Here is a 22948-nt window from a genome sequence, read left to right as displayed (position 1 = left end):
CTGCGATCCAGGCCGACACCGGCGCGGGTGGTGTCGTGGGGTGAACTACCAGCCCTGGCCGATGGCGGCATTGGCGCGGCGGCGCGGGTGCTTGACCGGGTAGGCGGCTCGCAAGGCAATCTTCGCGATGCGGTCGCCGGTGTCGTCTAGGCGCCGCGGCGTCGCGGGATGTCAGGACGGTTCAGCCCGTCAGATGCGAGCGTGCGGCGAGTCGAACGTCATCATGCGCTCGCCGAGCATCACATCGCAGCCCGCGGCGAGCACGTAGAGCTGCTGGGGCGTGAGCCGGTGCCATCCGTGCTGTCCCGGCGGCTGCACATAGGTGCCGTTGGTCGAGCCGAGGTCGACCACCGCGACGTCCCAGTCGACGAGCCGGAACTCGGCGTGCGCCCGGGACAGTTTGCCGTCCGGATCGGCCAACCGGATCGGTGTGGCTCCTCGTCGAACCACCGGCGACTCTTCCGGCTGGCGTCCGAAGACCAGGTCGTCGCTGAGGATGAACGTCATTCCGTCGTCGAGAACCAAAAACCCCAGCGGGGGGCGCTCGCCTTTGGAATACACCTTCGTCTGGTTCATGCGCAGCCCGCACAGCCGGCAAAAAGCAACGCGCGGATCGTTGAAGTGTCCACGGGCGCATGTAATACCACGCACCGGGTGTTTGAGCGCCGCGGCGCGGGGCGGGCCGGTGACGGGTGCGGGCTGTGGCGGGCCGGTCGGTCTGACCGGCAGCGGAGCGCGCCGCGGTGGCGGCTTGTCGTCGGGCGTGAAGGTGTCAAATATCTTGGGTGGTTTGAGGTCAACGGGCTGCGCGGGGCGAGGAGCGTCGGCCTGTTCGACATGCGCCGGCTCTCGTGCCGGTGCGGCGGGTGGGGGTTTGGGTTGGGGGGCAACGGATTTGGCGCGTGATTCGGCGGCCGGGGTGGTGCGTGGCGGAGATGGTTCCGGCCATACCACCGCGCCACCGCCGTGGGCGACGCCGTCGGTCAGTGAGCCGATCCCGCGCTGGGCGGGCAGGCGCACCGCAGCGTTGTCGTCGTCGAGGGCATAAAGGCCCGCCCGGCCTGAAACCGGGCACACGATGTCGAGCTTGGTCCCGGGGTCGTGGCTGCCGCGAATGGTTTCCGGCCCGTTATCGCGGTCGATGATGGCGGCCACGCGGCCACGCAGGAAGACCGCGTACCCGCCCTCGGCTGGTGCGAGCACTCCGAATTCCGCGTCGTCGCCGTGGCCGCCGGCCCATTGGGCCGCTAGCGCGGTCAGCGCCGGACCGAACTGGTCGTTGGCCTTGGCGGACGCGTCCACGATGAGCTTTTGCAGCGCCAGCCAGGTTTTCACCGCGCCCGAATCCGGGGTGAGGGGGGACGGCCCACGGTGCGCGACCACGACGATCGCACGGTTAGTGACCGCGACGAGGTGATTGCCGGGGACCACTTCGATCTGGCGGCCGGTCATAGAAACCGCCCGCCCCAGAAGCGCCGGCGGTGAAACAGCACCCGGATCGGACCATTGACGATCAGCCAGAATACCAACCAGGTGCTGATGAACTGGATCAAAAAGGCCGACAATGGCGGTCGCAGCTGCTCGGGCACCACGCTCGTGGTGTAGCGGAGCAGCAACCAGATCACGATGCCCTCGTTGATGGCGGTGAGCAGCCCGAACAGGGTCGGCCAGTCCTTTTCCCAGCGGAACTGTTGCAGGAAGTGATACAGCAGCTCCCAGATGACGCCCACGATGATGATCGCGAGCAGAACGCTTGTCGTCACCCGATAGCTTTGGGCCGTCGACAGGTGACCGGTCGGCAAGAGCGGCGTGATCAGCAACAGGACGACCAATCCGATCACGCCCAGCGCCAGGACGCGGGTCTGGATGCGGCCGTTCAGCGTCGGAAGCATCGAGACCTCAGATCCTCTCGTTGCGGGCCCACAGCCACCACTGGTGAGTGGAGCGCAGCGGTCCCATCCGGGGGCAAAACCCGCGAGCGGCAAGGTCATCGGCGATTTCCTGGGCGGCGATCTGCAGGCCGAGGAAGGTGTCGACCCCGGGGAAATAGCCGCCGAGCGTGGCGGTTCCCGACGCGTAAATCCGGCCGATGCCGCTGCGGGTGCCGATCAGCTCGAACGTGCGGTCCACGTCGAGCCGGCCGAGCGGGTTGCGCCCGGCGCCGGTGTGGTCGAGCAGGTCGGCGAGCAGCCGGTGCTCGCGGATGTCGGCCTCCATACCGGTGCAGTCGATGACGTAGTTCACGGTGACGTCGAACGGCTGGGTGGGCGGCGGGGACGGCAGCGGCTGGGTGGGATCGGGGACGATCGTGGCGGTCAGGTCCAACGCGTTGCCCGCTGGCCGCAGGTCACGGGCGGTGCCGGCCATCACCTGATACCAGCCCTGGGTGCGGCCCCGGCGCAGCTGTTCCTGCCAGCTTTTGCGCACCGGGGTGTTGGTGCCGCCCATTTCCTTGTATGCACGCCTGCGCGCCTCACCCTCCAGGCGTCGCATCTGCGATTTGAGCTGCCCACCCCACACCGATTTCGGATAGTTGAATCCTTGATATGCCCAGCCGTGCTTGCCTTTTCGGCGCTTGAAGATGCTGGGCCCATGCGCGCCGGCCACGTAGGTGCGGAACAGGTGCAGGATCGTGGTTTGCAGCCCGTAGCGGTCGCGGTCGTCGATGAGCCGCTGCAAGACCCGCGAGGCCACGATCCCGCTGCCGCGGATCATCACCGTGCCCGGGCGGCGTTGCAGGGACTGGTAGACGTGCTCGTGGGGCTCGTAGGCGTTGACGACCTTCGACGGATCGCGGTAGCGCTCCCGGAATTCCTGCAATTCGGGCACCATGTTCAAACCCGGGTAGCCGACCGCGACGTGCACATGGGTACTGCGGAACGCCACACGCTTGGTGGGAGCCGACTCGGCCGACGGGGTGAGGATGGTGAAATAGCCGCCGCCGCTTCGCCGCCGGATCATCCGCACGTCGCCGATGCGCACCGAGTCGGTGTAACCGATGCGGTGGTATTCGCGTTCCAGCGATTCGAAGACCTGACCGGCACGCGGCGTGTAGTAGTTAGCCAAGATGGGTTCTACCAACACATTCCACAGCGGTTTGACGAACCCGGATACCGATTTCGCCGAGAACGCCTCCCGCACCGCATACGACGGGAACCCCCAGATGTTGTCTGGTGTGGATGACGAATCCGACCGTATCCGCTCGCCGCGGGGTATCTGTGACGCCCGGGTGAGGTACTCGTAGCTCGCCCACGGGATGGCCTGCGGCCCCAGTACCGCGATCTCCGCGGCCGGCACACCGTAGATGCGCAGCGTGTCGAACGTAACGAAGCTGCCGATGCCGCCGCCGACGCTGACGAACGCCACGTCGACGACCGGAATGCCGGCGCCGGCGAGCATGTCGTCGGTCCAGACATCGGTATCGATCAGCGCCGGGGTCAGATCGCCGCGCATACCTGCCTCCTGTCTCACCGCCTCAGCCGCGTTGGCCCGGTAGTGTCGGCGCGCGAGATCACCGTATCCCCCGGGGTGAAAGCCGCGACCGCATTCGCGATGGACACATCTCGAAAATGACTCGCGGTGGCGATCCGGACTGGCCGCAGCTGCTGCGCGTGGCGCTGGCGTCGGTCCGCCGGGTGGTTCGCCGGCGCCGTCGGCACGGCGCAGCCGCACGTGCTGGTGACCGACAAGCTGGGCAGCTACCACGTCGCCCACCGTGAGCTCATATCGTCGGTGGAGCATCGACGGTCGCGGTATCTGAACAACGTGAACGGGCGATGAAACGCTTCAAATCGTTGCGGCATCCCCAACGATTCCTGTCCGCCTTCAGCTGCATCTCCGCACACTTTCGGCCGCGACGGCATCTGCTCAGCGCGAGCCAATGACGAACCGAGATGGCCGACCGCCTCGCGGTCTGGCGTCAGGTCACCGCGCTCGACACTGCCGCCTGACATGTGAACGACTAAACACTGTTCCATCGCCACAGCCCCAAAACCAACTGCACCACAACATTTTTCAAATAGCGTGACAGTGCCTCGCGATTGCAGCAGCTAGGCGCTCGTAGGCCGTGGAGCGGCTAGGATTCGTCGCGTTTTGAGTAGTCGACCTCGCCGGCGTAAGCGAGCCTCTGGTTGGCGATCGCCTTCATCGCCTCCTTGGTGGTCGTGTTTCCCGTCATGGCCCTCAAGAAATCTTCTCGGTTCAGGCGCCAGAGCGTGCCCGCCTCCAGGCATCGCACCGTGGCGGTACGCCGCACCTCGAACAGCAGGGCGATTTCACCAAAGTGGCCACCCGGGTGCATCGTTCGTATCAGTTTGCCGTCAACGGCAGCCTCGAAGACACCTGAGCGAATGAGAAACATGTCCTCCGCGGAATCACCTTGTCGGAAAATGACATCTCCTCCCGCGGCCTGCGAAGAGACCAGAGCAGAGGCAAGCTGATTCGCAGCCGCAACAGACAGTGGTCCGAAGGCCTGCACGTTTCTGACAGCGTCGAGTTCTTCGCGATCAATAGGAGACAGCCGTTCAATCCGCGTCAGTCGCCACAGGGCGTAGAGCGCGCCAACCACCGCCAAGCCGGCGGCCACCCGCAGCGACCCGCGCACTCCGATTGCAGCGTTGAGCGCCGCCGCGCAAAGAGCCGATACACCGAAAATCGAGACAAAGATCAACGCGTTGATGCCAACGAGCAGGTCCAGTGATCGCCCCGAGGCACTCCTTTGCAGCAGCGTGCGGCCACACACCGCTTGGTAGGCAACACCGATGCCGGCGACGCTCACCAGCGCGAGGGCGGCGGCCTTGACCGAAGTCACTGTCAGCGCGCACAACGCTAGCGCGCAACCAAGAAGGCCGATGGCCAGCGGAACCGACATCGAACGTCGACCATCGAGCGAGAGGCTTGCGATGCCTCCGATGATTCCGCCAACAGCCACAGCTCCAACCAGCACTGGGGTTCCGTTGGCGCCGATGTGCACGATCTCAGTCGCGATGCTGGTCGCGTTGCTTTGCTCGAAACCGCCAAGCGAAGCGGCCACAGCCATGATGATGACCACCGCCCGGGCGTTCGGCAACCTCCGAAGCACACCGATACCGCCGGCGAGTTCGTTGAGGATTCGTGAACCGTCGTGGGCTGCTACCCGAGTATCTATTCCTCGAATGGCGAACAGGGGCCCAGCTCCGAGTGCGACAAGTATCGCGACGCTCGTCACGACAGCGGACGGCCCGGAGAGCCACAAACCCACGGCGGCGACCCCGGCACCGACTAATACCGCGATGGTCTCGAGAATAGCGAAAAGTGCATTCGCTGCGACCAGCTGGGCCGGTGAATTGGCCAACCACGGGAGCAGCGCGTCGTGGAGTGCACTCGGGGCGGAGCGCGTGAACCCCTCTACTGCAATCGGAAAAAACAGCAGCGCGCTCGTTGCATGAAGTTCCAACACCGGAATCGCAACCGCTACTCCAACTCCGTTCGCGATCATGGCGCCAGCCAGGACCCGCTCGCGCCTGAACCGGCCCGCCAACGTGGCATAAACCGGAGCGCCCATCGCTAGGGCGAGCTGCGTAACGAGGATGTACAAACCTGGGCCGATCGGGCCGAGCCGCTTGAAGGTTATGACCAACATCGTCGCACTCCAGGCCACGTGTGCGGCTGTGCCGATAGCGACCGATGCTTCTGCCTTGGCGATATTCGCGTTGGATAAAGCATGACGAATTACTGCCCACCGACTTGCACGTGGCGCGCCCTCGGCCATCGGCCGAGCGTATCGCTCCGGCGCGAGCTCTACGGCCCTAAGTGTGAATATTGCTGCTCGAACAGGTACACCTGGATCACCAAATAAGCCGTCGCAAGTTCCACGCTTGCCGGCGCACTCCCCGCCCGAAGAATCTCGATGCGGCCCAGTGGATTTCAGTCGTTTCCTTCACTTGTGATTCCTGACCGTCAACTTAGGAGCCCGGCCGGGCATCCTCGGTGCACCGCGACATCAAACCCTCCAACGCGCTGCTGACCGGGCGCGACTTTGTCTACCTGATCGACTTCGGCCTCGCCCATGACGCGGCTGCCACCAAACTGACCAGTACCGGCCTGCAAAGCTGAGTAGCCGTGTTGATGACTAGCAGCGAGGCAAACGGTCACGGGCTGCTATTTGCCGTCACGGTCGCGCACGATACTTATTGAGCCGCAACCTATTTAACGCGAAATCCCAGCCCAAACGCGCAGAAGAAATATGGCTACATCAAAAGTATTGGGCGGTCTCAGTTTCCGATCTTAAACCCGTTGCCTGACTGGTCACACTCCATGTAGGAGTCGGCGTGAGAGCGCCCCGGAAGCAAAGGTATCTCACACGACCAACCGTCGACGTTCTGGAACTGGAGGGTGCCGGAGTCGGCGGGGCGTGTTCCGTTCACATAGTCCGACGCCACTTGAACCGCCGTCGTACAGTCGACATCACCATTGAGCACAATGACCGGTAGAGCGCCCCCATAGCGAGCTTGGACGTGACCGCAGACGGTCCCTGGTGGCTGTGCGTCAGCTGGCGGTGCGGACGCTGTGACGCCGGCTCCCGCAGCGAGCACGATCGCAGTTGCGACAGGCAGGGACCATTGCGTGAGGAAGTTACATGCACGAGTGTGCCCTTTAATCATTGCTGACCTCCGTTGGGGATTTGGTGACTTTCTTTTTGCACGCAGTCGAGTATTTCGCTGTGCTCGTAGCGTAGTGGCAAATTTGTTGTCGACCGGTGGAATGGTGGAATACATCCCCAGGCGAGAATTCATTGCAAACCCACCGAGACCCGCTCGAGCTTGCCCATGAAGACAAGGAGTATCTGGCCGATATCGCCTTTCGCCGATGCGCCGGCGCCGACACCGAGATGCAAGGCGGAGATGTGCGATGTCCGCCGCGATGGCGATCACCACCGCACCGGGAGTTCGACGAGTCCGCCGAACAACCCGTCGGTGCGCAGCGTCAGCGCCTCCACGCCGACGGCCAGCTGCATCGCCGGGAACCGAGACGCTAGTTGAGAGAGCACCGCATTCAGCTCGATCCGGGCCAACGGCGCGGCGATGCAGTACCGGCCGCCATATCCGAAGGTGAGATGGCTCAGGGCTCGCCGGCTGATATCGACCAGATCGGGGTCGGCAAATACCGATGGATCGTGGTTGGCCGCACCGATACTCATCAATACGAGATCCCCGGCTTTTATGGTGACCCCGTCGAGTTCGAAGTCGGTCCGCGCATAGCGGGGGAACGTGACGGCACTACTGCGCGCTGCTCGGAGGGTCTCCTCGACCGCATTCGAGGCCAACGATTGGTCGCGCGCCAGCATGCGCCACTGTTCCGGATTGGCCAACAACAGCAACACGCCGAGCCCGATATGTGGCACCGGGGATCCGTGTCCGGCCCACAGCAGTCCCGTCACCAGGCGGGCGGCCTCGTCGTCGGAAACCCCCTCAATCCCACACAACCGGGAGATCACATCGTCACCGGGGTCTCGCCGCTTGTCCGCGACCAGCTGCTGGCTGTAGGCGAACAGCTCGCCCAGGCCTTGCTGGACGCGGGCCCCATCGTGAGCGTCGGAAACGCCGATGAGCCATGCGCAAAACCGCTCGCTGTCCTCCTGTGGCACGCCGAGCACCTCGCAAATAACCAACACCGGCAGCGGCACCGCCACCGCGGCGCGAAGATCCGCCGGTGACCCCTTCGCAGCCAGGTCGTCAAGCAGCTGGGTGGTCAGGGCGTCAACTCTCGGGCGCAGCGCCTGCAAGCGCTTCGGCGTGAAGTGCGGCTGCAATAGGGCCCGCTTGCGTGCGTGGTCTGCATGCTCGGTGGCGAAGTTCCGCATCGGTCGGTCCGACGGGTACATGTGGGCCGCGGTGTCCGGCTCAGGGGGAGCCACGCCGAGCCGGTCGTCGTCGTATAGTCGCAACACCTCGGCGTGACCGGTAACCAGCCACGCCGGATCGCCTGCCGGGGTACGAACACGGTGGACCACGCCCTTGGCCTGCAGCTCGCGCAGCCTGGGCGCGAACTCCAGTGGATGCGCTTGCTCGAAGGGTAACTGTGGCACGGCGACCATGACGGCACCTCAGATTGCGTAGCCGGGCCGCGACCGGATGGGCGAGTTGTGGCGCGCCCATGAAACCGACACCGGCCGCGAAGTGCCGTTAAACTCTCGCCGCTGCATTTAGCTGAGGACGAGGACTTTCAGCGTTGCCAGCCGAATAGGGACATTTCATGGCCGTCAGCGTGAACGTTGCCGCCTCCTTCGACCAGCTCCGCGATTGTGCCAAGCCTGACAATGGACGGCGCCGAGACGGTGTCATTATCGACAGGTTCTGACACAGCAGCGCCCAACCGAATTTTGCGGGTGATCTTCATCTCACAGCCCTCTCCGGGAAGCGGAAATTTATCGTCTGCTAACGAATTTACCGGGGATTTCGATATCCCGTGGGCGTTCTGCAGTTTGCAGCAACAGCCACCGCACATGAATTTCGATTTCGGGGTTTCCAGGCGTGGCCGTGGCGAGGCCGCCACGAGCTAGAGCTCACGGCATACACGACCGCGTTGTCAGAGCTGGCCATCCTGCTGGCGAAGCCAGATTTCCAGGCTCACGGCTGCCTCAAACGCCGCCGCAGACCGTACGACCCCGAACTGCGCAGCCTCCACCGCGATGCGCCAGGATGCCTGGTCAACGTAGCCGCGTTGCGCGGCCAATGGTCGATCGGTCAACAAGTGATACACCTCGCGGTTTGCCGCGAGCCCTTCATAGATCGCTTGCGCGGGGCCGCTTTTGGTACGCCGAGTGCGAATTTGTTCGGGCAGGATCCCGGTCAGCGCCCGCCGTTGTAGCAGCCGGTCTTGCCCCGAAATGACCTGCTGCTGCCAGGGCAACGAGTACATGAATTCCACCAAAGGCCGATACAGCAGCGGATATCGCCACCGGTAGGCAGTGGTGTTTTGGCCCCAATGTTGGCCAGCACCAGACGCCATCCGCCAAATCTGCTCGTAATAAGCCTGACCGCGTACGGTCGGCATGCGCGGAGTCGGCGCGCCGACCGCGTCGTCGCCAACTCCGGTTTGCTCTAACAGGCTGGGGCAGACCCATGAGCAACGCTGCGGAACGGCGCCCTCGTACTGATAGCGGATCGCGTGCCCGCGAAGATAACTTAACGCCGGTATCGCAGCGGTGGTGAGCACACGATGAGTCAGGGAACGTCCGCTGGCCGTCGGTGACCATTGCGCGACTTGGCGAACCGCGGAGATAAGCTTCAGACGTCGGACGTGATCGGCGACATGAATCGGGTAATCGGTTTCCCCGAATAGCACTTGGTCGCCGCCAAAGCCAGAAAGCACCACATCGACTCCGTTTGCGCCGCAAAGCGTTTCATATTCGGAAAACACCGGCCAGGTGATGTGGAGTCGGCTTGGCTCCTCGATACTCCGGTTGGGGAGTATCGAAAGCGGTTTATGTTTGTCGCCGTCAATCAGATGCCGGGGAAGCCGTTTCGCCGCCTGGACGACCTGAATCCAGGAAGATTCGTCCGACGTCGTGGAGGCCGGGTAAATGACCGAAATGGTCGCGAAATCCTCGACGCCGAGGTGGTGCGCCGTGCAGGCAATGCTCGATGAGTCCAGCCCCCCGGACAGTTCCGACCAGGTCCGCCCGTCGACCGCCGTGCTTATCGCTGACTGCAGAAGCTGACGGAAATGTTCGTCGTAATCGCGAGGATCGCGGTAGCGAAGCTCAGGGACGTCGCCCAGCCACCACGTTTGGAGTTCGCTACCGCCGGGTGCCCGGTAGCGCAGTGTGCGGCCTACGCCGAGCCGCCTGACGTCGCGATAGATGGTGCGATCACCCAGGCACTGGCCACGCAACAAGAACTCGGCAATATAGCTTTCGTCGAGATCCGGGCCAGGTATGAGCTTTGCCAGCAGTGACAGATGCGAGCCGAAATAGATCGTTCGCCCCCGCATTGAGTAATACAGCGGTACCACGCCTAACGCGTCGTGGGTGAGCACCAGCGAATGCGTTGCCTCGTCCCAAACGACCAGGGCATACTCGCCGAGCAGATGCGCCTGCACGGCCGCACCCCAGCGCCGATACGCCGCAGCGACCAATCGTTCGTCCGGGCACGATGGCTCAGCGCCAAGCCCCAACTCGGTAAGCAGTGTGCTGCGGTTCGCCAAAAAACCGCGCCACCACACCCGGCAACCCACAACGCCGGAGTCGACCTCGGCGGACAGTCGTGGCGTCGGCGAGGACATGTCGACCCATCCGGCGAACCCTTGATTCGCCGGCTGCAATCGGTGCCGGTCGCTGACGGCGGTCACGGCTACATCGACGCGATCAGGGTGTAGTGGCCGAGATCGGCACGCTCATCCAAAATCGGCGCGCCGTCATATTCGACCCACGCGTGACATCGAAACGCCGGAAACCGTCGAGCGCCGATGCGATGGACAACGGGCAGGCCAAGGCCACGCATATACGCATACAGTGAAAGTGACCTAGGCAGACAGTCATTCGGAGCGCGGCGTCGGACGTAGAAGTTCTCTGCCCACACAAACGCCGCGCGCGCTATTTCCACGTCGACGGACGTAACGTTGGCGGTCCCCCGGCTGGCACTGTGTCCTAGCCTCTGGTAGACGGCCCCGAACCCCTCCCTACGCAACGCGAACCCCATCCGCAGCATCCACAGCCATGCCCGTGCGGCGAGTAATGACCTACGAGGTGATCTCCGCGGCCGAGGCGTTGGCCCAACATCACGCGCAGGTGCGAGATGGTCCGAATCCAGGAACCCGCGCTCCTCACAACTGGCAACGAAATCGTCCAGCATGCCCGCCAAGCGCCGTGACGACTCATCCCCGCGGCCCAAAGCTTCTCTCGCCGAGACCACGGAACCTTGTGCATTTTGCAGCTCACGCCACATGCGCGACGCATCGTCATCAAGAAAATAAAATGCCGATGTCGGTAGATCCATCACCAAAGTGAGGCCGTCCACGTCGGCTACCCGGACATGTGGCGAAATCACTGCCGCGCCAGGGGGGTACGCCTCTGGGCCTCCGGACCAATCGTCATCGGACATCGACTGTGTTGCAATTGACGCCGCCACCGACGCATCAGGGGCTAGCGGCGCTTTCCGGCGCGAAAGCCGAACTCTTCCTTCGTGTAATCCCATGTCGGCAAACAGCCTCTACCAACGGCGCATGCGGGCGACTCTCATCAGACAACGTCTCCTCCCGCGAAACAGAAATTCATCGAATGGCCGATGAGCCTACCGGCAAAATCGATGGATTGCGGCATCGCGCGCTGTTTCATAAAAAGGCCACTGCATATGCGACAGTTACCGAATGCTCCTGGCCCTGCTGCGCCAGTATGTCAGGCCCTACCGCCGGCTGGTGGCGGCAGTGATGGTGCTGCAGTTGATCAGCACCCTTGCGTCCCTGTACCTTCCCACCGTCAACGCCGCGATCATCGACGACGGCGTCGCCAAAGGCGATACGTCCACCATCGTCAGGCTTGGCGGGGTGATGCTCGCGGTTGCCGGCTTGCAAGTGTTATGCGCAACCGGCGCGCTCTACTTCGGCTCGCGGACCGGGACAGGATTCGGCCGTGACCTTAGCCGCGCGGTTTTCCAACACGTCATCACCTTCTCCGCGCACGAAACCAGCCGGTTCGGCGCACCATCGCTGCTGACCCGCACTACCAACGACGTCCGGCAGATCCAGTTGCTGGTGCAGATGGTGTCTACGGTGTTGATCACCGCGCCGATCATGTGTGTCGTGGGAATTTTCATGGCCATCCACCAGGACGTCGGCCTGTCCTGGCTGCTGCTGGTTAGTGTTCCGCTGTTAGGCGTAATCAACTACGCGATCGTCTTGCGCCTGCTGCCCATCCTCCGCAGCATGCAAGGGCTGATTGACAACATCAACCGCGTCATGCGCGACCAACTGACCGGCGTCCGGGTAGTTCGCGCGTTCGCGCGGGAACCCTTCGAGCGTGACAGGTTCAGCAAAGCCAATCTCGCGCTGTCTCGCACCGCGCTCACCGCGGACAACTGGCAAGCATTGATGTTGCCGGCAACCACCTTGATCATCAACTGCTCCGATGTCGCGGTGATCTGGTTCGGCGGTCGGCGTATCGACGGCGGCCACATGCAGGTCGGTTCACTGATAGCGTTCCTGTCCTACTTCACGCAGATCCTGATGGCCGTGTTGTTGGCGGCGACGGCGCTGACGGTGTTTCCCCGGGCCGCAGTATGCGCCGAGCGAATCGCAGAAGTGCTCTTCACCAGACCACTGTTGGTTAACCCCGAGCACTCGGTGCCTTCTTCGGCGGGTGTCGATGGCGTCGTCCAGTTACGCCACGTGACCTTTCGTTATCCCAACGCGGAGCAGCCTGTGCTGCAGCACATCTCATTGACTGCGTTGCCAGGTACCACCACCGCTATCGTCGGCGGCACCGGTTCGGGCAAGTCGACGCTGTTGTCGTTGATATGTCGGCTCTGCGATGCGACCGAGGGCGCAGTCTTTGTCGACGGTATCGATGTGCGCCAGTACCAAGCTGAACGACTCTGGTCGCAAATCGGGTTGGTGCCTCAGCGCGGCTACCTCTTTTCCGGGACGGTCGCCGACAATTTGCGCTACGGCAAGTCCGACGCCACTGATGACGAGATGTGGGAAGCGCTGCGGGTAGCCGACGCCGACGGGTTCGTACGGGCCCACACCGACGGACTGCAGATGCCAGTGGCGCAGGGCGGCATTAACTTCTCCGGCGGACAACGGCAACGCCTGGCGATCGCCCGGGCGGTGATCCGCCGGCCGAGCATCTACCTGTTCGACGACGCGTTTTCCGCGCTCGACTCACACACAGACGCGAAAGTACGCGCAGCGCTGCGCGAGGTATCGCACAGTGCAACCAAAATCGTGGTCGCACAACGGATATCGACGGTTTCCCAGGCCGACCAAATCGTGGTCCTCGATAACGGCCAACTAGTCGATACCGGGACGCACGAATACCTGCTGGCCAATTGCCCGACATACTTCGAGTTCGCCGATTCACAGTCGTTGAGCGTCGACGCAACGGGCCGACAGTGACCGCAGCGACGAACCGACCTATTCGCGGCGTGGCCCACAGCCCCGCAGAAAGATCTCGCGACCTCAGCCGTTCATTGCTCCGCCTGATCAAACGGCTGAGACCGCAACGCGGGCTTGGCGCCGCGGTGATCATCCTGGGGATAAGCGGCACCGCGATGGGTGTGGGCGTGCCGCGCATCCTCGGCCATGCCACCGACTTGCTCTTCACCGGCGTGGTAGGACGCCGACTGCCCAACGGCATCACCAAAGACCAGGCCATCGCCGCCGCCCGCGCACGCGGTGACAACAGCTTCGCCGACCTGCTCTCTGCGATGAATGTGGTTCCAGGCCGCGGCGTGGACTTCGACGCGGTCGCCCGCATGCTGGCCCTGGCGCTGGCCCTGTATTTGCTTGCAGCACTGCTGATCTGGGTGCAACGGAGGCTGGCTAACGTTACGGTGCAGCGAACCATGACGGCACTGCGTGCCGAGGTCGAGGACAAGGTGCACCGGCTGCCCTTGGCCTACTTCGACGACCGGCAACGCGGTGAGGTGCTGAGCCGGGTCACTAACGACATCGACAATGTCCACACTTCCCTGTCCATGACGATCGCCCAGTTACTCAACTCGGCGCTGACAGTGCCAATGGTCTTGGTGATGATGGTGATGATCTCGCCGCTGTTGGCAGTGATCACGCTGCTGACGGTGCCGCTAATGTTGGTGGCGACTCGTGCGATCGCCCGGCGCTCGCAACGGCTTTTCGCCGCCCAATGGGCCACAACGGGTCGGCTCAATGCCCACATCGAAGAGACCTACAGCGGCTTCACAGTGGTCAAGACGTTCGGTCACGGGCCCAGCGCACGACAGCGGTTTCACGAACTCAGCGACGATCTTTACCGCAGCACTTTCAGTGCACAGTTCATCTCCGGTCTGGTGGCACCCGCGACGATGTTCATCGGCAACCTCAGCTATGTAGTGGTGGCCGTTGTCGGTGGCCTTCAGGTGGCGACCGGTCAAATCACTGTCGGCGCTATTCAGGCCTTCATTCAGTATGTGCGGCAATTTAATTCGCCGCTAATGCAGACGGCAGCCATGTACAACGTGCTGCAGTCCGGTGTGGCCAGCGCCGAGCGGGTGTTCGACCTGCTAGACGAACCTGAGGAGTCGCCGTCGCTCAATGGCCAGAGCACTCACGGCCAGGATGCGGGTTGCGATTTGGCCAAAGCTCGGGTCGTCGTACCCTCGGTTGCACGCGGACGAGTTGAGTTCCGAAACGTGAACTTCGCCTACCGGCCAGGCACTCCGGTGATCGACGATCTGTCACTGGTGGTCGAACCGGGCAGCACTGTCGCGATCGTCGGGCCGACCGGTGCCGGCAAAACCACCCTGGTGAACCTGCTCATGCGCTTCTACGAAATCGACTCCGGCCAGATCCTCATCGACGGCATCGATATCGCGTCGATGAGCCGACACGGGTTGCGATCCCGCATCGGCATGGTGCTCCAAGATGCCTGGCTCTTCGGCGGAACGATCGCAGAGAACATCGCCTACGGGCGCCCTGAAGCGAGCGAAGAAGAGGTGGTGCACGCCGCGTGGTTGGCGCATGTCGACCGGTTTGTCCACACCCTGCCGGACCGATACCGCACCCAGGTGAGCGACGACGGCGGCAACATCAGCGCCGGCGAGAAGCAGCTGATCACAATCGCGCGCGCGTTCATCGCCCGCCCGCAGCTGTTGATCCTCGACGAGGCAACCAGTTCGGTGGATAGCCGAACGGAGGCACTGATTACGCGCGCTACCCATAAACTTCGCCGTGAGCGGACGAGTTTCATTATCGCCCATCGCCTTTCAACGATCCGGAACGCCGACCACATTCTGGTGATGAGGGCCGGCCGGGTCATCGAGCAGGGCAGCCACAGTGAGCTGATAGCGCGACGTGGTGCCTACTACGCGATGACGCAGGCTTGAGTCCGCGCGGCGGGGTTGAATCGCTCGAATCCCAACGTTGCAAAAGTCCGACAAGCCACCGGTGTACGCGGACCAGCCAGCTCACGCTGCCGTTCACCGGCTGCGCTCACAAGCGGACGCGGCGAACACGACTCCGGCGAGTTACCGGTCAGGCAGGGACACCGCGCGTCACTGATCGAATATGACGGTGCCGTCACCGGCGGGGCTGTAGCTGATGTACACCGGATACGCCTGGAAGGGTGCCCACCCGGTATTCATTACGGTGTCCGACGAGATTGTTGGGCTGTGCGCCGCGCTCGTCGTGTACGTGTAAAGCAATTGACCGTCGCTCTCGTAGACCGCAATTTCTGTCCCCGGCGCTAACGGTTGGCCCACCGTAGGATTGCCGGTGAGTATGTCTGCCGGGATGGTCCCGTCCTGACCGCCGGAGTCCACAACCGCGCTAACGGGCGCCGCGATGTGGCCCGCGCCGCCGACCGACACCTCCAGGTTGGTTGCCGGGACGCCGTCAACTGAGCCGAGGGCGGTTAGCGGGTTGGGACCGAACTCCAGGTAACCTGCGCTTTCGTTGATGAGTACGCCTTCGCTGAGGTCGCCTGGCAACGCGGTGATCGGACTGCTGGGGCCCGGGGTATACGGCTGCACCGCAATACCCATCGTGCCGTCTGCACCGTTCGAACCGTCGTAGGCCTGCAAGGACCAATCCTGCAAATTAAAATAGTTGCTACTAGAAGTCGGATATGCGAAGAGTGCGAGGTCAACGGTGGTCGGATTGGTGACTATGCCGTTCCCGAAATCGATGGTCGTGTTTGGATCTTGGACGTAGACAACCTCGATGTTGGGGGTTGATGGGCCGCCGCCGTAGCCGACGGTGCCAAAAGTTAAGTGGTCGGAGAAGAGGTTATAGAGGTTCTGTAGTCCGACGTCGTTCCAGGGCAAAATAACACCCTGGGATCCAGTGTCGACGATCACCGGTATGTCCGCTCCGCCGCCTACCGAGATGTCTACCAGCGGGTCGGTGCCATGCATCGTCAGCGGGATAGTTGCGTTCTCCACTGCGGCAGCTGCCGCGGCGGGCTCCGCAAGGCTGCCAACGTCAAGGCCCGGGTCAAAAGAAGTCCCAAGACCCGGGTCCACCACGTTGATGGCTTGGGCGATGGCGTCGATGACGGGCTGGAAGATGTCCTCGACATCGGCGTGCGCGCGCGGCGCGGTGGCCAACGGGATCATTCCCAACGCCAAAAACGCCCCGGCAGTACTACCTATACCAACCACGCAAGCCTTGCGGCTGCGCGACCGACAACTCCCCATGCGAGATATCCGACCGGTCATAGCTCAGCTTCCCACCTGAGAGCAATATTAGCAATGCCCAAGATCTTCTCAGTAAAAGTTAAGGTGGCGTCTCGCTTAAACCGCGGGAACCCACCATGGAATCGCCGCAAAAGTGCCGGGTCCGCACTAGCAAGATCGACTAGACGGTCGCTGTGGCACCCCATGACCTGCTGGCGAGGTGAAATCTCGTTCACGATGGGCTTCCTTTCTCATCAGGATGGCTGTGACGTCGGACTGTTCTGTAATGGTCTTGGAGGATTCTTGGAAAGGCCTCGCCACCTGGGTACTGCGCCTACCAACTGTCGATGAGCGCAAGAGGGTGCTGCAGCCATGGCCCGCGGCCCACTGTGTCCACACCTTGAAGTCGTCACCCCACACGTCGGCGTTTGCGCGGATCATGTTGAACACTGCTTGGATCGGTTGGGCCTGGCTGCCGGCGCCGCCGCCATTTTCTTGCTCGTTTCCGCGTGATGCGATCCCAACCAAGGCGTCACCGTTGGTGTACTAGGGGCAGCCGGAGTCACCGGGCAGTTGGACCAGGTTTGACGACAGCAACGCCAGATCGGGCTGGTTGGGGCCGTATCGAACGTTTTTGATGACGCCGTTGGCCTTGCCCCGTGCGCTGACCGAACTTTGGTTATGTAATCGCCGTAGTCTTACCCCGCCAAATTCCGGCTCTGATAATTTGAAAATTAGTTCGGTTCTCTACTAGTTAAGCAAACGGCACTAATTTGCTTTGCCTATTAGCTACGCAAAACAGATTTGTCCAGTTCTCTATCGACCAAAAATTCTGGGATTTTCCAAAATACATACGGCGACTTGAGAGTACCGTTAATCCACCCCAGGGGGTTCACGGAGGAAAAACACTGGCCGCTGCGGCAACAGCTGCCACCTTCATCGGGCGCGGCCAGCGGTTGGCCGGTGCCATGTCTGCCGTACCGGGTGACCCGAACGTGAGGGATCGCATGTTGGCGTTACCGTCCGCACCAAGAAAACTCCAAGAGGTCCGCCTGAAACTTTGGCGGTAGGCGGCAGTCCCAGCTCAGGGGTCAACAAAGGAAAAATGAAAAAATACTGGCCGCTGCGTGATGCCCGCCGTCCTGGCGGCGGCGGGCACCACAACAAGAGGAGAAATCGGGTGAAGAAAACACTCATCGCGGCGGTGACCATCGGAGCGGGACTGACCTTTGCAGCACCGGCTCACGCACAGCCCGCCCCAGGCGAACAGTGCCAGAACTGGCACGCCACCGCGCCAGACAGTAATGGCCAAACGCTGACCTGCACACATCTCCCCGATAGCGGCCACCTGATGTATTGGGAGTACGGCGGCGCGAAAGATTCGGCGTACCAGACCTACAAGGACGACCCGCCGATGACCAGCCCTGCCGTCAGGCCTGGCGTCCCGTGTGACTCGCGAGCGCCGCACGTCTTAACGGTTGACCCTGCAACCGGCAACGCCATCCACCCGTATGGGCCACCCGGCTGTGATAGGAGCTTGCCGGTGATCGGAGGAGATCAATGAAGAAACTGGCCTCAACCTCGATGGGAGTCGCCGCATTGGCGGCGGCTATCGTCTACGCCCCACTGGCATACGCCGATCCCAACAACCCCTACGGTCACAACGGCCCGTGTGACTCGCGCAATGTCCACGTCTCACAAGTCGACCCGCAAACCGGCAACGCCATCGAGGTCTGGGGTCCGCCCGGCTGCGACCCGAGCTTGCCGATGACCGGCGATAACTGATGGAAAGGAAAGCCGAGCGCTTTGAGGCATTTACTTACCCGCTTTGCGTTGTGGATCCAGACGTTTGAGCTGGATCGCGAGCAAGATCACCAGTACTAGCGCCTGCACGGCGCACGCACTCGCAGCAATCGCCCAGTTGCTGAGGTTGTAGTCCCACATCGGGTCCGTATCCCCAGCGAAGGTGCGACGCAGGTCGTTGAGGTCGACGGTGGAAGCGCCCATCGCGTACGCCCATCGGGACGGCGACAGCCACGCCAGATACTCCAGCGGCACCCGGCCCTTCACACCGAACATCCCGCCGGAGAGCACAAGTTCGGCCATGACGACGAGCACCAGCAGCGGCATTCCACGATCGGCGTTGCCGATCGTTGCGGATATCAGCAGGCCGATGATCATTGAGACCACGGTGACGGCGACGACCGCCACCGCCACTTCGACCCGGGGCCAAGGGATTACCACCGACTGGTCCGCAGGAGGCAGCAGCACGCCACCGAGCAACCCGAGGATCAGCCCTTGCAGGCTGGTTATCACTGTCAGGACCAGCAGCTTGGAGAACAGGTAGGCCGCGCGCGACAGGCCGATCCCGTGTTCGCGTTGATATATGGCCCGTTCCTTGACGATCTCGCGGATTGAGGCCGCGCAGCCCATCAGCGCGCCACCGATGATCAGTAGCACCAGCAATTGCGAGGGTTGCGTAATCCTCAGCTCGATGGCCTTGGCTATCGACAACCCGGCCTTGCCCGGAACCGCGTGGGCGAACAGGCTCAGCAGCAGCGGCAAAAGCAGCAAGGTCAACGAATATTGGCGGTCGGCGGCGATCACCGCCAGGTATCGCCTGCTCAGGGTGACAAACTGGGAAAGCGCGCTCTGCTGCCGGAGAGGCTTCGCCGGGGTTGCGGGCGGCGATAGCTGCTGGACCCGGCGTGGGCCGGTGAGGGCCTCGTGCAGAGGCGAGGCGACGAAACGGTCGGTCCAGTCGGTCGTCGTGTCGTGCTCGAGGAGGTTGAACAGGTCGGCGAAGTCGCTGGAGCCGAAGTAGGTCAGTGCCTCTTGCGGCGGACCGAAATAGGCGAGCCGGCCACCCGGCGCCAAGATGAGGAGACGGTCGCACAGGTTGAGCTGGGCGGTGCTGTGGGTGACCACCACCACCGATCGGCCGTCGTTGGCAAGGCCGCGCAGAGTCTGCATGACGGACTTCTCGTACCCCGGGTCAAGGCCCGACGTTGGCTCGTCCAGGAACAGCAGCGACGGTTTGGTCAGCAATTCCAGCGCGACGCTGGTGCGTTTGCACTGACCCCCGGACAGGCTGTCAATCCGTTGATCGGCGTTCGCCGTCAACCCAAGTTCGCCCAGGACCTCCTCGATGCGCTGATCGCGCTCCTCGGCGGAAACGTCTTGCGGAAATCGCAGCCGCGCTGCGTAATTCAGTGCCCGTCGCACCGTCAGCGGAGTGTGCAGGATGTTGTCTTGCGGCACGAAGCCGATCCGGTGCCGCAACTCGGCGTAGTTTTCGTAGAGATCGCGCCCGGCGTATTGCACCGCGCCGCTGCTGGCCGGCCGGAACCCGGTCAACGCCCCCAGCAGCGTGGATTTCCCTGCGCCACTTGGCCCCACGACCGCCAAGAAGCAGCGTTCCGGTAGGGCGAAGCTGACGTCGGCCAACAACACCTTGCCTTTGTTGGTGACCACCCGCAGGTTCGTCGCCTCGTAGGACACGTCGCCGGTGTCGACGTGTTCGACCAGCCTGTCGCCGACAAGGTGCAGCAACTGGTGCCCGATACCGACCACATCATCGGGACCGATGACGGCGCTGGTGATCCGGTTGCCGTTGACGTAGGTTCCGTTGGCGCTGTTGCTATCGACGAGCTCCCACCGGTTATCCGAGCGATGCAAGACGGCATGGCGACGTGAGACCAACAAGTCATTCAGGACCACGTCGTTCTCTGGCGCGCGTCCGATCGTGACGACTAACTGGTCAATCGCGTGTACCGCGGTCGGCGCGCGGGCGATCGTGGTGCCGCCCCGTGGCGGTCGAGGCCGGGTTGGAGCTGCGGACGGCGGTTGCGGGGACGGCTGGGGATGCGAGGGTTCTGGCGGCGGCAGCCCGCCTGGCGAATTCGGTTGGCCCACTGGGCCTATCGGGCGAATCTGGAGCGCCTCGCCCGAGGATACCGAACCCAGCAGCACTGTGACGGGCCGGCTCACTATGGTGACACTGTCTACGCGCCGACCGTCCACAAAGATTCCATTGCTGCTGTGGTTTACCAGAACCCAGCCCGCCGGCGTTGCCTGCAGGACCGCGTGCTGTCGGGAAACCCTCGGATTCTCCAGGCGGACGTCGGCCTCATAGGCGCGGCCAATGGTCCAAGTACGACCGGCGCTGGCCTGCCAAGTGCGTCCGCCGGCGCGCAGCTCCAGCCGTGACGGATTGCTGGTGACTATTTCGGTCCTGTCGTCCACGCGAGGCCTCCGCTGCGTTTACCAAACCAGGGACCCAAGTATGGCAAGTCCACCACTTGTATAGCTGATCCAGGTTGCGTGCTTGCTGCATTCCGCCGACAGGGCGAACACCGTCATTTGCTGACTTGTCCACCACTGCTGGGCGTCGGTCAGCACCAACTCGGCTACCGCTCTACCCCTGTACCCATGAACCTTGTCTGCAGTTGTTCAATGAATTCCCGGCGCGGGACATTAGTTGCAGGCCCAGTTGTCGATCCAGCCGCCGCCGACCTTGTTCCGGGCATCCTGCATCGCGGCAGCGAGATTGTTGCCAAACCCGCCCGAACGGACAAAGCCATTCGCGGCGACGGCGCCACAGGCCGTGAAGGTAACCAACACCTGGCAGTCGGAGTAGCCGCAATAGTTGAGCGCCGTTTGCTGCGCCGCGCCCGCGGTTGGGTAGTTCTGCGAACGCCCCCACAAGCCGGTCACGGTGTAGGCAATTGCGCCGTATCGACCGTCCGCGCCTGCTACGGGGCCCAGCGCAACGGTTGCCGCAACGGCTGTGGTGATCGCCGCGACGGCCACGGTGAAGCGCCGCCGATAGGTGCTCATCGTCATTGGTGATTCCTTTCCAAACCCAGGGCTACGTCGTTGGTGGCTTGGTGGCCGTGACCTGCTTGCCCCAATCGGACATCGTCAGGGTCATCGAAGTGTCGCCAGTGGGACGGATCTGGAGCTGGACCAGATGAGAAGAACCATCCGAAGCGATCCACACGGTGGTCGGCACCGTCTTGACGTCTTTGTCGGTCACCTTGTAGCCGGCCAGTGTCGCGATGTCGTCGGCGGAGGAGTTCCCGGTGATCTTGGTGGTTGCGACGCCGTTCACCTGCTCGGTGCCTGCCTCAGAAGCGCCCTGCAGCTTCGACACCACGTTCGCCAACCCTTGCTTGGGATCGAGCAGAACCGACACGTTGTAGATCGATTTGCCGTTACCGAAATCAGTGTAAGAACCGGCGTTTCCGAGATCGGAATACAGATGGCCGTCGACAAAGACGAATTTCGCGTCCTGGGGGGATTGGCCGACGAGGATGGTCGCGGTCCCCGTAGCGACCGTCTTCGGCGCAGTGGAGATGTCGCCCTCGAGCTTGGTCACCAGGAGGTTGGGCACGTTGCCCTGCACCGCAAGGCTCACATGCATGCCAGTGACCTTGCCAAGCGCATCCGCCGCCGACTTGAGTACGGTTGCAGCGTCTCCCTTGGTGACAGATGCTGAGGCGCCAGAAGAGGCGACCGAGTTCGAACTGTGTGAGCCGCAGCCGCCTATAGCGATCACCACGGCGAATACGGCGGAAGCGGTGGCAATTACGGTACGGGGCAAGACCTTCATCCACGTCTCCTTCTGATCGCCCACAGCTTAGCTATCGCATCGCAATCGCGACGCAGTATGGATGATTTCCGTCCGGCAACCGGGATTCCGGCACCGGTGAGTCGATCGGTCAGGTGAGCTGGCTGGCGTATTGCGACCGCAAGGTGTGGACACAGTAAGTCGGTCGTCGAAAGCTTTGACCCGCATGCGATTCCGGAGACGGCGACATGCCGCTTCCATTGCGCAACGGAACGATCGCATCCGGGTTCAAGCCGGCGGGTTCATCCAAGGGTTACGTCGAGTCGTTCAACTCACGCATCCGCGTCGAGTGCCTCAGCAAGGCTGCCGAGCACCACCGCCATGTAGGACGCTGGGCACGGACTTAGGAGGCTTGGTTCTGCGTTTGTGATCGGAGGATCCAGAGCCGAATGACGGCGCCGGCGACGACAATGACCCCCGTCCCGTACAACAGCAATCCAAACCCTGGCGAGACGTCCACAACACCTTCGCCCTCCCTGTTGTCCGCAGACACAGTGGTAAACCAAACGACCATCAGAACACCGAGCACACAGACCACCGCGCTAAGCCCGACCAGGCGCCAGACCGCCACCTCGGATCCCGACAAGGCGGGAAATGCCAAACCTGCGGCCACGCCGACCAACAAGAGCACGACAAACCGCGAGGCGCCATTGGCTGAAACCTCTTGCGAGAAAACAATTGATCCCAGCGCGTTGACACTGACAGTGGCATACGGGAAGAAGGTTGCGATGAGGGTGATGACGAAACCCCCGACTAGAAGCCACGCCGCGATCGAGAAGTTTCCGACGATGCCCCTGACTGTTGCAAGACCGTCAGGTGCCATTTGAGCGCCGGCCCGTTCAGGTTGCGGGCTGGGAGGGGGCCATGCTGGAGGAGGCGGTTGCATGGGCATAGCGGTCCCCTGCCCCGGTCCCCTTGCGTAATCGCCGGGCGGCGACGGCGGAAGGGTCGGCAGAGGCGCGGGCTGTGTCGGCGCGCTACCTGACGG

General features: G+C 62.8%; 17 protein-coding genes and 1 pseudogene. 6 read left to right on the top strand and 12 right to left on the bottom strand.

All coding sequences use genetic code 11. The features are described 5' to 3' along the window. Positions 1-189 precede the first annotated feature (189 nt). Genes WAN71_RS00180 through WAN71_RS00170 form a run of 3 tightly spaced genes read right to left on the bottom strand, consistent with a single transcriptional unit; the run spans position 190 to position 3453 of the window. Positions 190-1452 carry an FHA domain-containing protein gene (locus WAN71_RS00180; RefSeq protein ID WP_422223392.1) on the bottom strand — a complete coding sequence of 421 codons (1263 nt, stop codon included), beginning with the start codon at positions 1450-1452 and terminating at the stop codon, positions 190-192. Then, a complete protein-coding gene (locus WAN71_RS00175; RefSeq protein ID WP_422223391.1) occupies positions 1449-1892 on the bottom strand; it encodes a hypothetical protein in 444 nt (147 codons plus the stop codon). The genes WAN71_RS00180 and WAN71_RS00175 overlap by 4 nt, the downstream gene beginning before the upstream one ends. A 7-nt stretch (positions 1893-1899) precedes the next feature. Then, positions 1900-3453 carry a hypothetical protein gene (locus WAN71_RS00170; protein WP_422223390.1) on the bottom strand — a complete coding sequence of 518 codons (1554 nt, stop codon included), beginning with the start codon at positions 3451-3453 and terminating at the stop codon, positions 1900-1902. Between the two features lie 213 nt (positions 3454-3666). Between WAN71_RS00170 and WAN71_RS00165 the strand changes: the two are divergent. Next, positions 3667-3950, top strand: a pseudogene (locus tag WAN71_RS00165) (IS6 family transposase); the annotation flags it as partial. Positions 3951-4075: 125 nt separating this feature from the next. On the opposite strand, the gene WAN71_RS00160 reads toward WAN71_RS00165, so the two are convergent. Continuing rightward, the gene (locus WAN71_RS00160) at positions 4076-5050 is read right to left on the bottom strand and encodes a cyclic nucleotide-binding domain-containing protein (protein WP_422223389.1); all 975 of its coding nucleotides are present in this window, start codon (positions 5048-5050) and stop codon (positions 4076-4078) included. 917 nt (positions 5051-5967) lie between these two features. On the opposite strand from WAN71_RS00160, the gene WAN71_RS00155 reads away from it, so the two are divergent. Beyond that, positions 5968-6093: a hypothetical protein gene (locus tag WAN71_RS00155; RefSeq protein WP_422223388.1), complete on the top strand. Its 126-nt coding sequence runs from the start codon at positions 5968-5970 to the stop codon at positions 6091-6093. Positions 6094-6907: 814 nt separating this feature from the next. On the opposite strand, the gene WAN71_RS00150 is transcribed toward WAN71_RS00155, so the two are convergent. From WAN71_RS00150 to WAN71_RS00140, 3 genes are all read right to left on the bottom strand, one after another. After that, complete coding sequence (locus tag WAN71_RS00150; protein WP_422223387.1) at positions 6908-8074, bottom strand: cytochrome P450; 1167 nt, start codon at positions 8072-8074, stop codon at positions 6908-6910. A gap of 491 nt (positions 8075-8565) precedes the next feature. Continuing rightward, positions 8566-10329, bottom strand: a complete 1764-nt coding sequence (locus WAN71_RS00145; RefSeq protein ID WP_422223386.1) for an asparagine synthase-related protein — start codon at positions 10327-10329, stop codon at positions 8566-8568. Positions 10330-10331: 2 nt separating this feature from the next. Continuing rightward, positions 10332-10832 (bottom strand): lasso peptide biosynthesis B2 protein, encoded by a 501-nt coding sequence (locus WAN71_RS00140; RefSeq protein ID WP_422223395.1) that lies wholly within the window; start codon positions 10830-10832, stop codon positions 10332-10334. 514 nt (positions 10833-11346) lie between these two features. Here WAN71_RS00140 and WAN71_RS00135 point away from each other — a divergent pair. Further along, a complete protein-coding gene (locus WAN71_RS00135) occupies positions 11347-13092 on the top strand; it encodes an ABC transporter ATP-binding protein (RefSeq protein ID WP_422223385.1) in 1746 nt (581 codons plus the stop codon). Then, the gene (locus WAN71_RS00130) at positions 13089-15038 is read left to right on the top strand and encodes an ABC transporter ATP-binding protein (protein WP_422223384.1); all 1950 of its coding nucleotides are present in this window, start codon (positions 13089-13091) and stop codon (positions 15036-15038) included. Before WAN71_RS00135 ends, WAN71_RS00130 begins: the two co-directional genes overlap by 4 nt. Before the next feature lie 168 nt (positions 15039-15206). Here the strand turns inward: WAN71_RS00130 and WAN71_RS00125 are convergent, their stop codons facing one another. Further along, positions 15207-16313, bottom strand: coding sequence for a PecA family PE domain-processing aspartic protease (locus WAN71_RS00125; protein ID WP_422223383.1), 1107 nt, complete (start codon positions 16311-16313; stop codon positions 15207-15209). 1195 nt (positions 16314-17508) lie between these two features. On the opposite strand from WAN71_RS00125, the gene WAN71_RS00120 reads away from it, so the two are divergent. Together WAN71_RS00120 and WAN71_RS00115 are read left to right on the top strand one after the other, a co-directional pair. Beyond that, on the top strand, positions 17509-17892 hold the full coding sequence (locus WAN71_RS00120; RefSeq protein WP_422223382.1) for a hypothetical protein: 384 nt from the start codon (positions 17509-17511) through the stop codon (positions 17890-17892). Continuing rightward, positions 17889-18113, top strand: a complete 225-nt coding sequence (locus WAN71_RS00115) for a hypothetical protein (RefSeq protein WP_422223381.1) — start codon at positions 17889-17891, stop codon at positions 18111-18113. Before WAN71_RS00120 ends, WAN71_RS00115 begins: the two co-directional genes overlap by 4 nt. Before the next feature lie 30 nt (positions 18114-18143). Here WAN71_RS00115 and WAN71_RS00110 read toward each other — a convergent pair whose 3' ends face one another. The 4 genes from WAN71_RS00110 to WAN71_RS00095 all read right to left on the bottom strand — a co-directional run bounded on the left by WAN71_RS00110 (position 18144) and on the right by WAN71_RS00095 (position 22783). After that, positions 18144-20573 carry an FHA domain-containing protein gene (locus tag WAN71_RS00110; protein ID WP_422223380.1) on the bottom strand — a complete coding sequence of 810 codons (2430 nt, stop codon included), beginning with the start codon at positions 20571-20573 and terminating at the stop codon, positions 18144-18146. A 231-nt stretch (positions 20574-20804) separates the two neighbouring features. Next, positions 20805-21167 carry a DUF4189 domain-containing protein gene (locus WAN71_RS00105; protein WP_422223394.1) on the bottom strand — a complete coding sequence of 121 codons (363 nt, stop codon included), beginning with the start codon at positions 21165-21167 and terminating at the stop codon, positions 20805-20807. A 31-nt stretch (positions 21168-21198) separates the two neighbouring features. Next, positions 21199-21942 carry an LppX_LprAFG lipoprotein gene (locus tag WAN71_RS00100; protein WP_422223393.1) on the bottom strand — a complete coding sequence of 248 codons (744 nt, stop codon included), beginning with the start codon at positions 21940-21942 and terminating at the stop codon, positions 21199-21201. A gap of 361 nt (positions 21943-22303) precedes the next feature. Next, positions 22304-22783, bottom strand: coding sequence for a hypothetical protein (locus WAN71_RS00095; RefSeq protein ID WP_422223379.1), 480 nt, complete (start codon positions 22781-22783; stop codon positions 22304-22306). Positions 22784-22948: the final 165 nt, after the last annotated feature.

It is taken from the genome of Mycobacterium sp., assembly GCF_049280035.1.
Lineage (GTDB): Bacteria > Actinomycetota > Actinomycetes > Mycobacteriales > Mycobacteriaceae > Mycobacterium.
The sequence above is the reverse complement of the archived record's forward strand: the minus strand, read 5'-3'. Positions and strand labels throughout refer to the sequence as shown.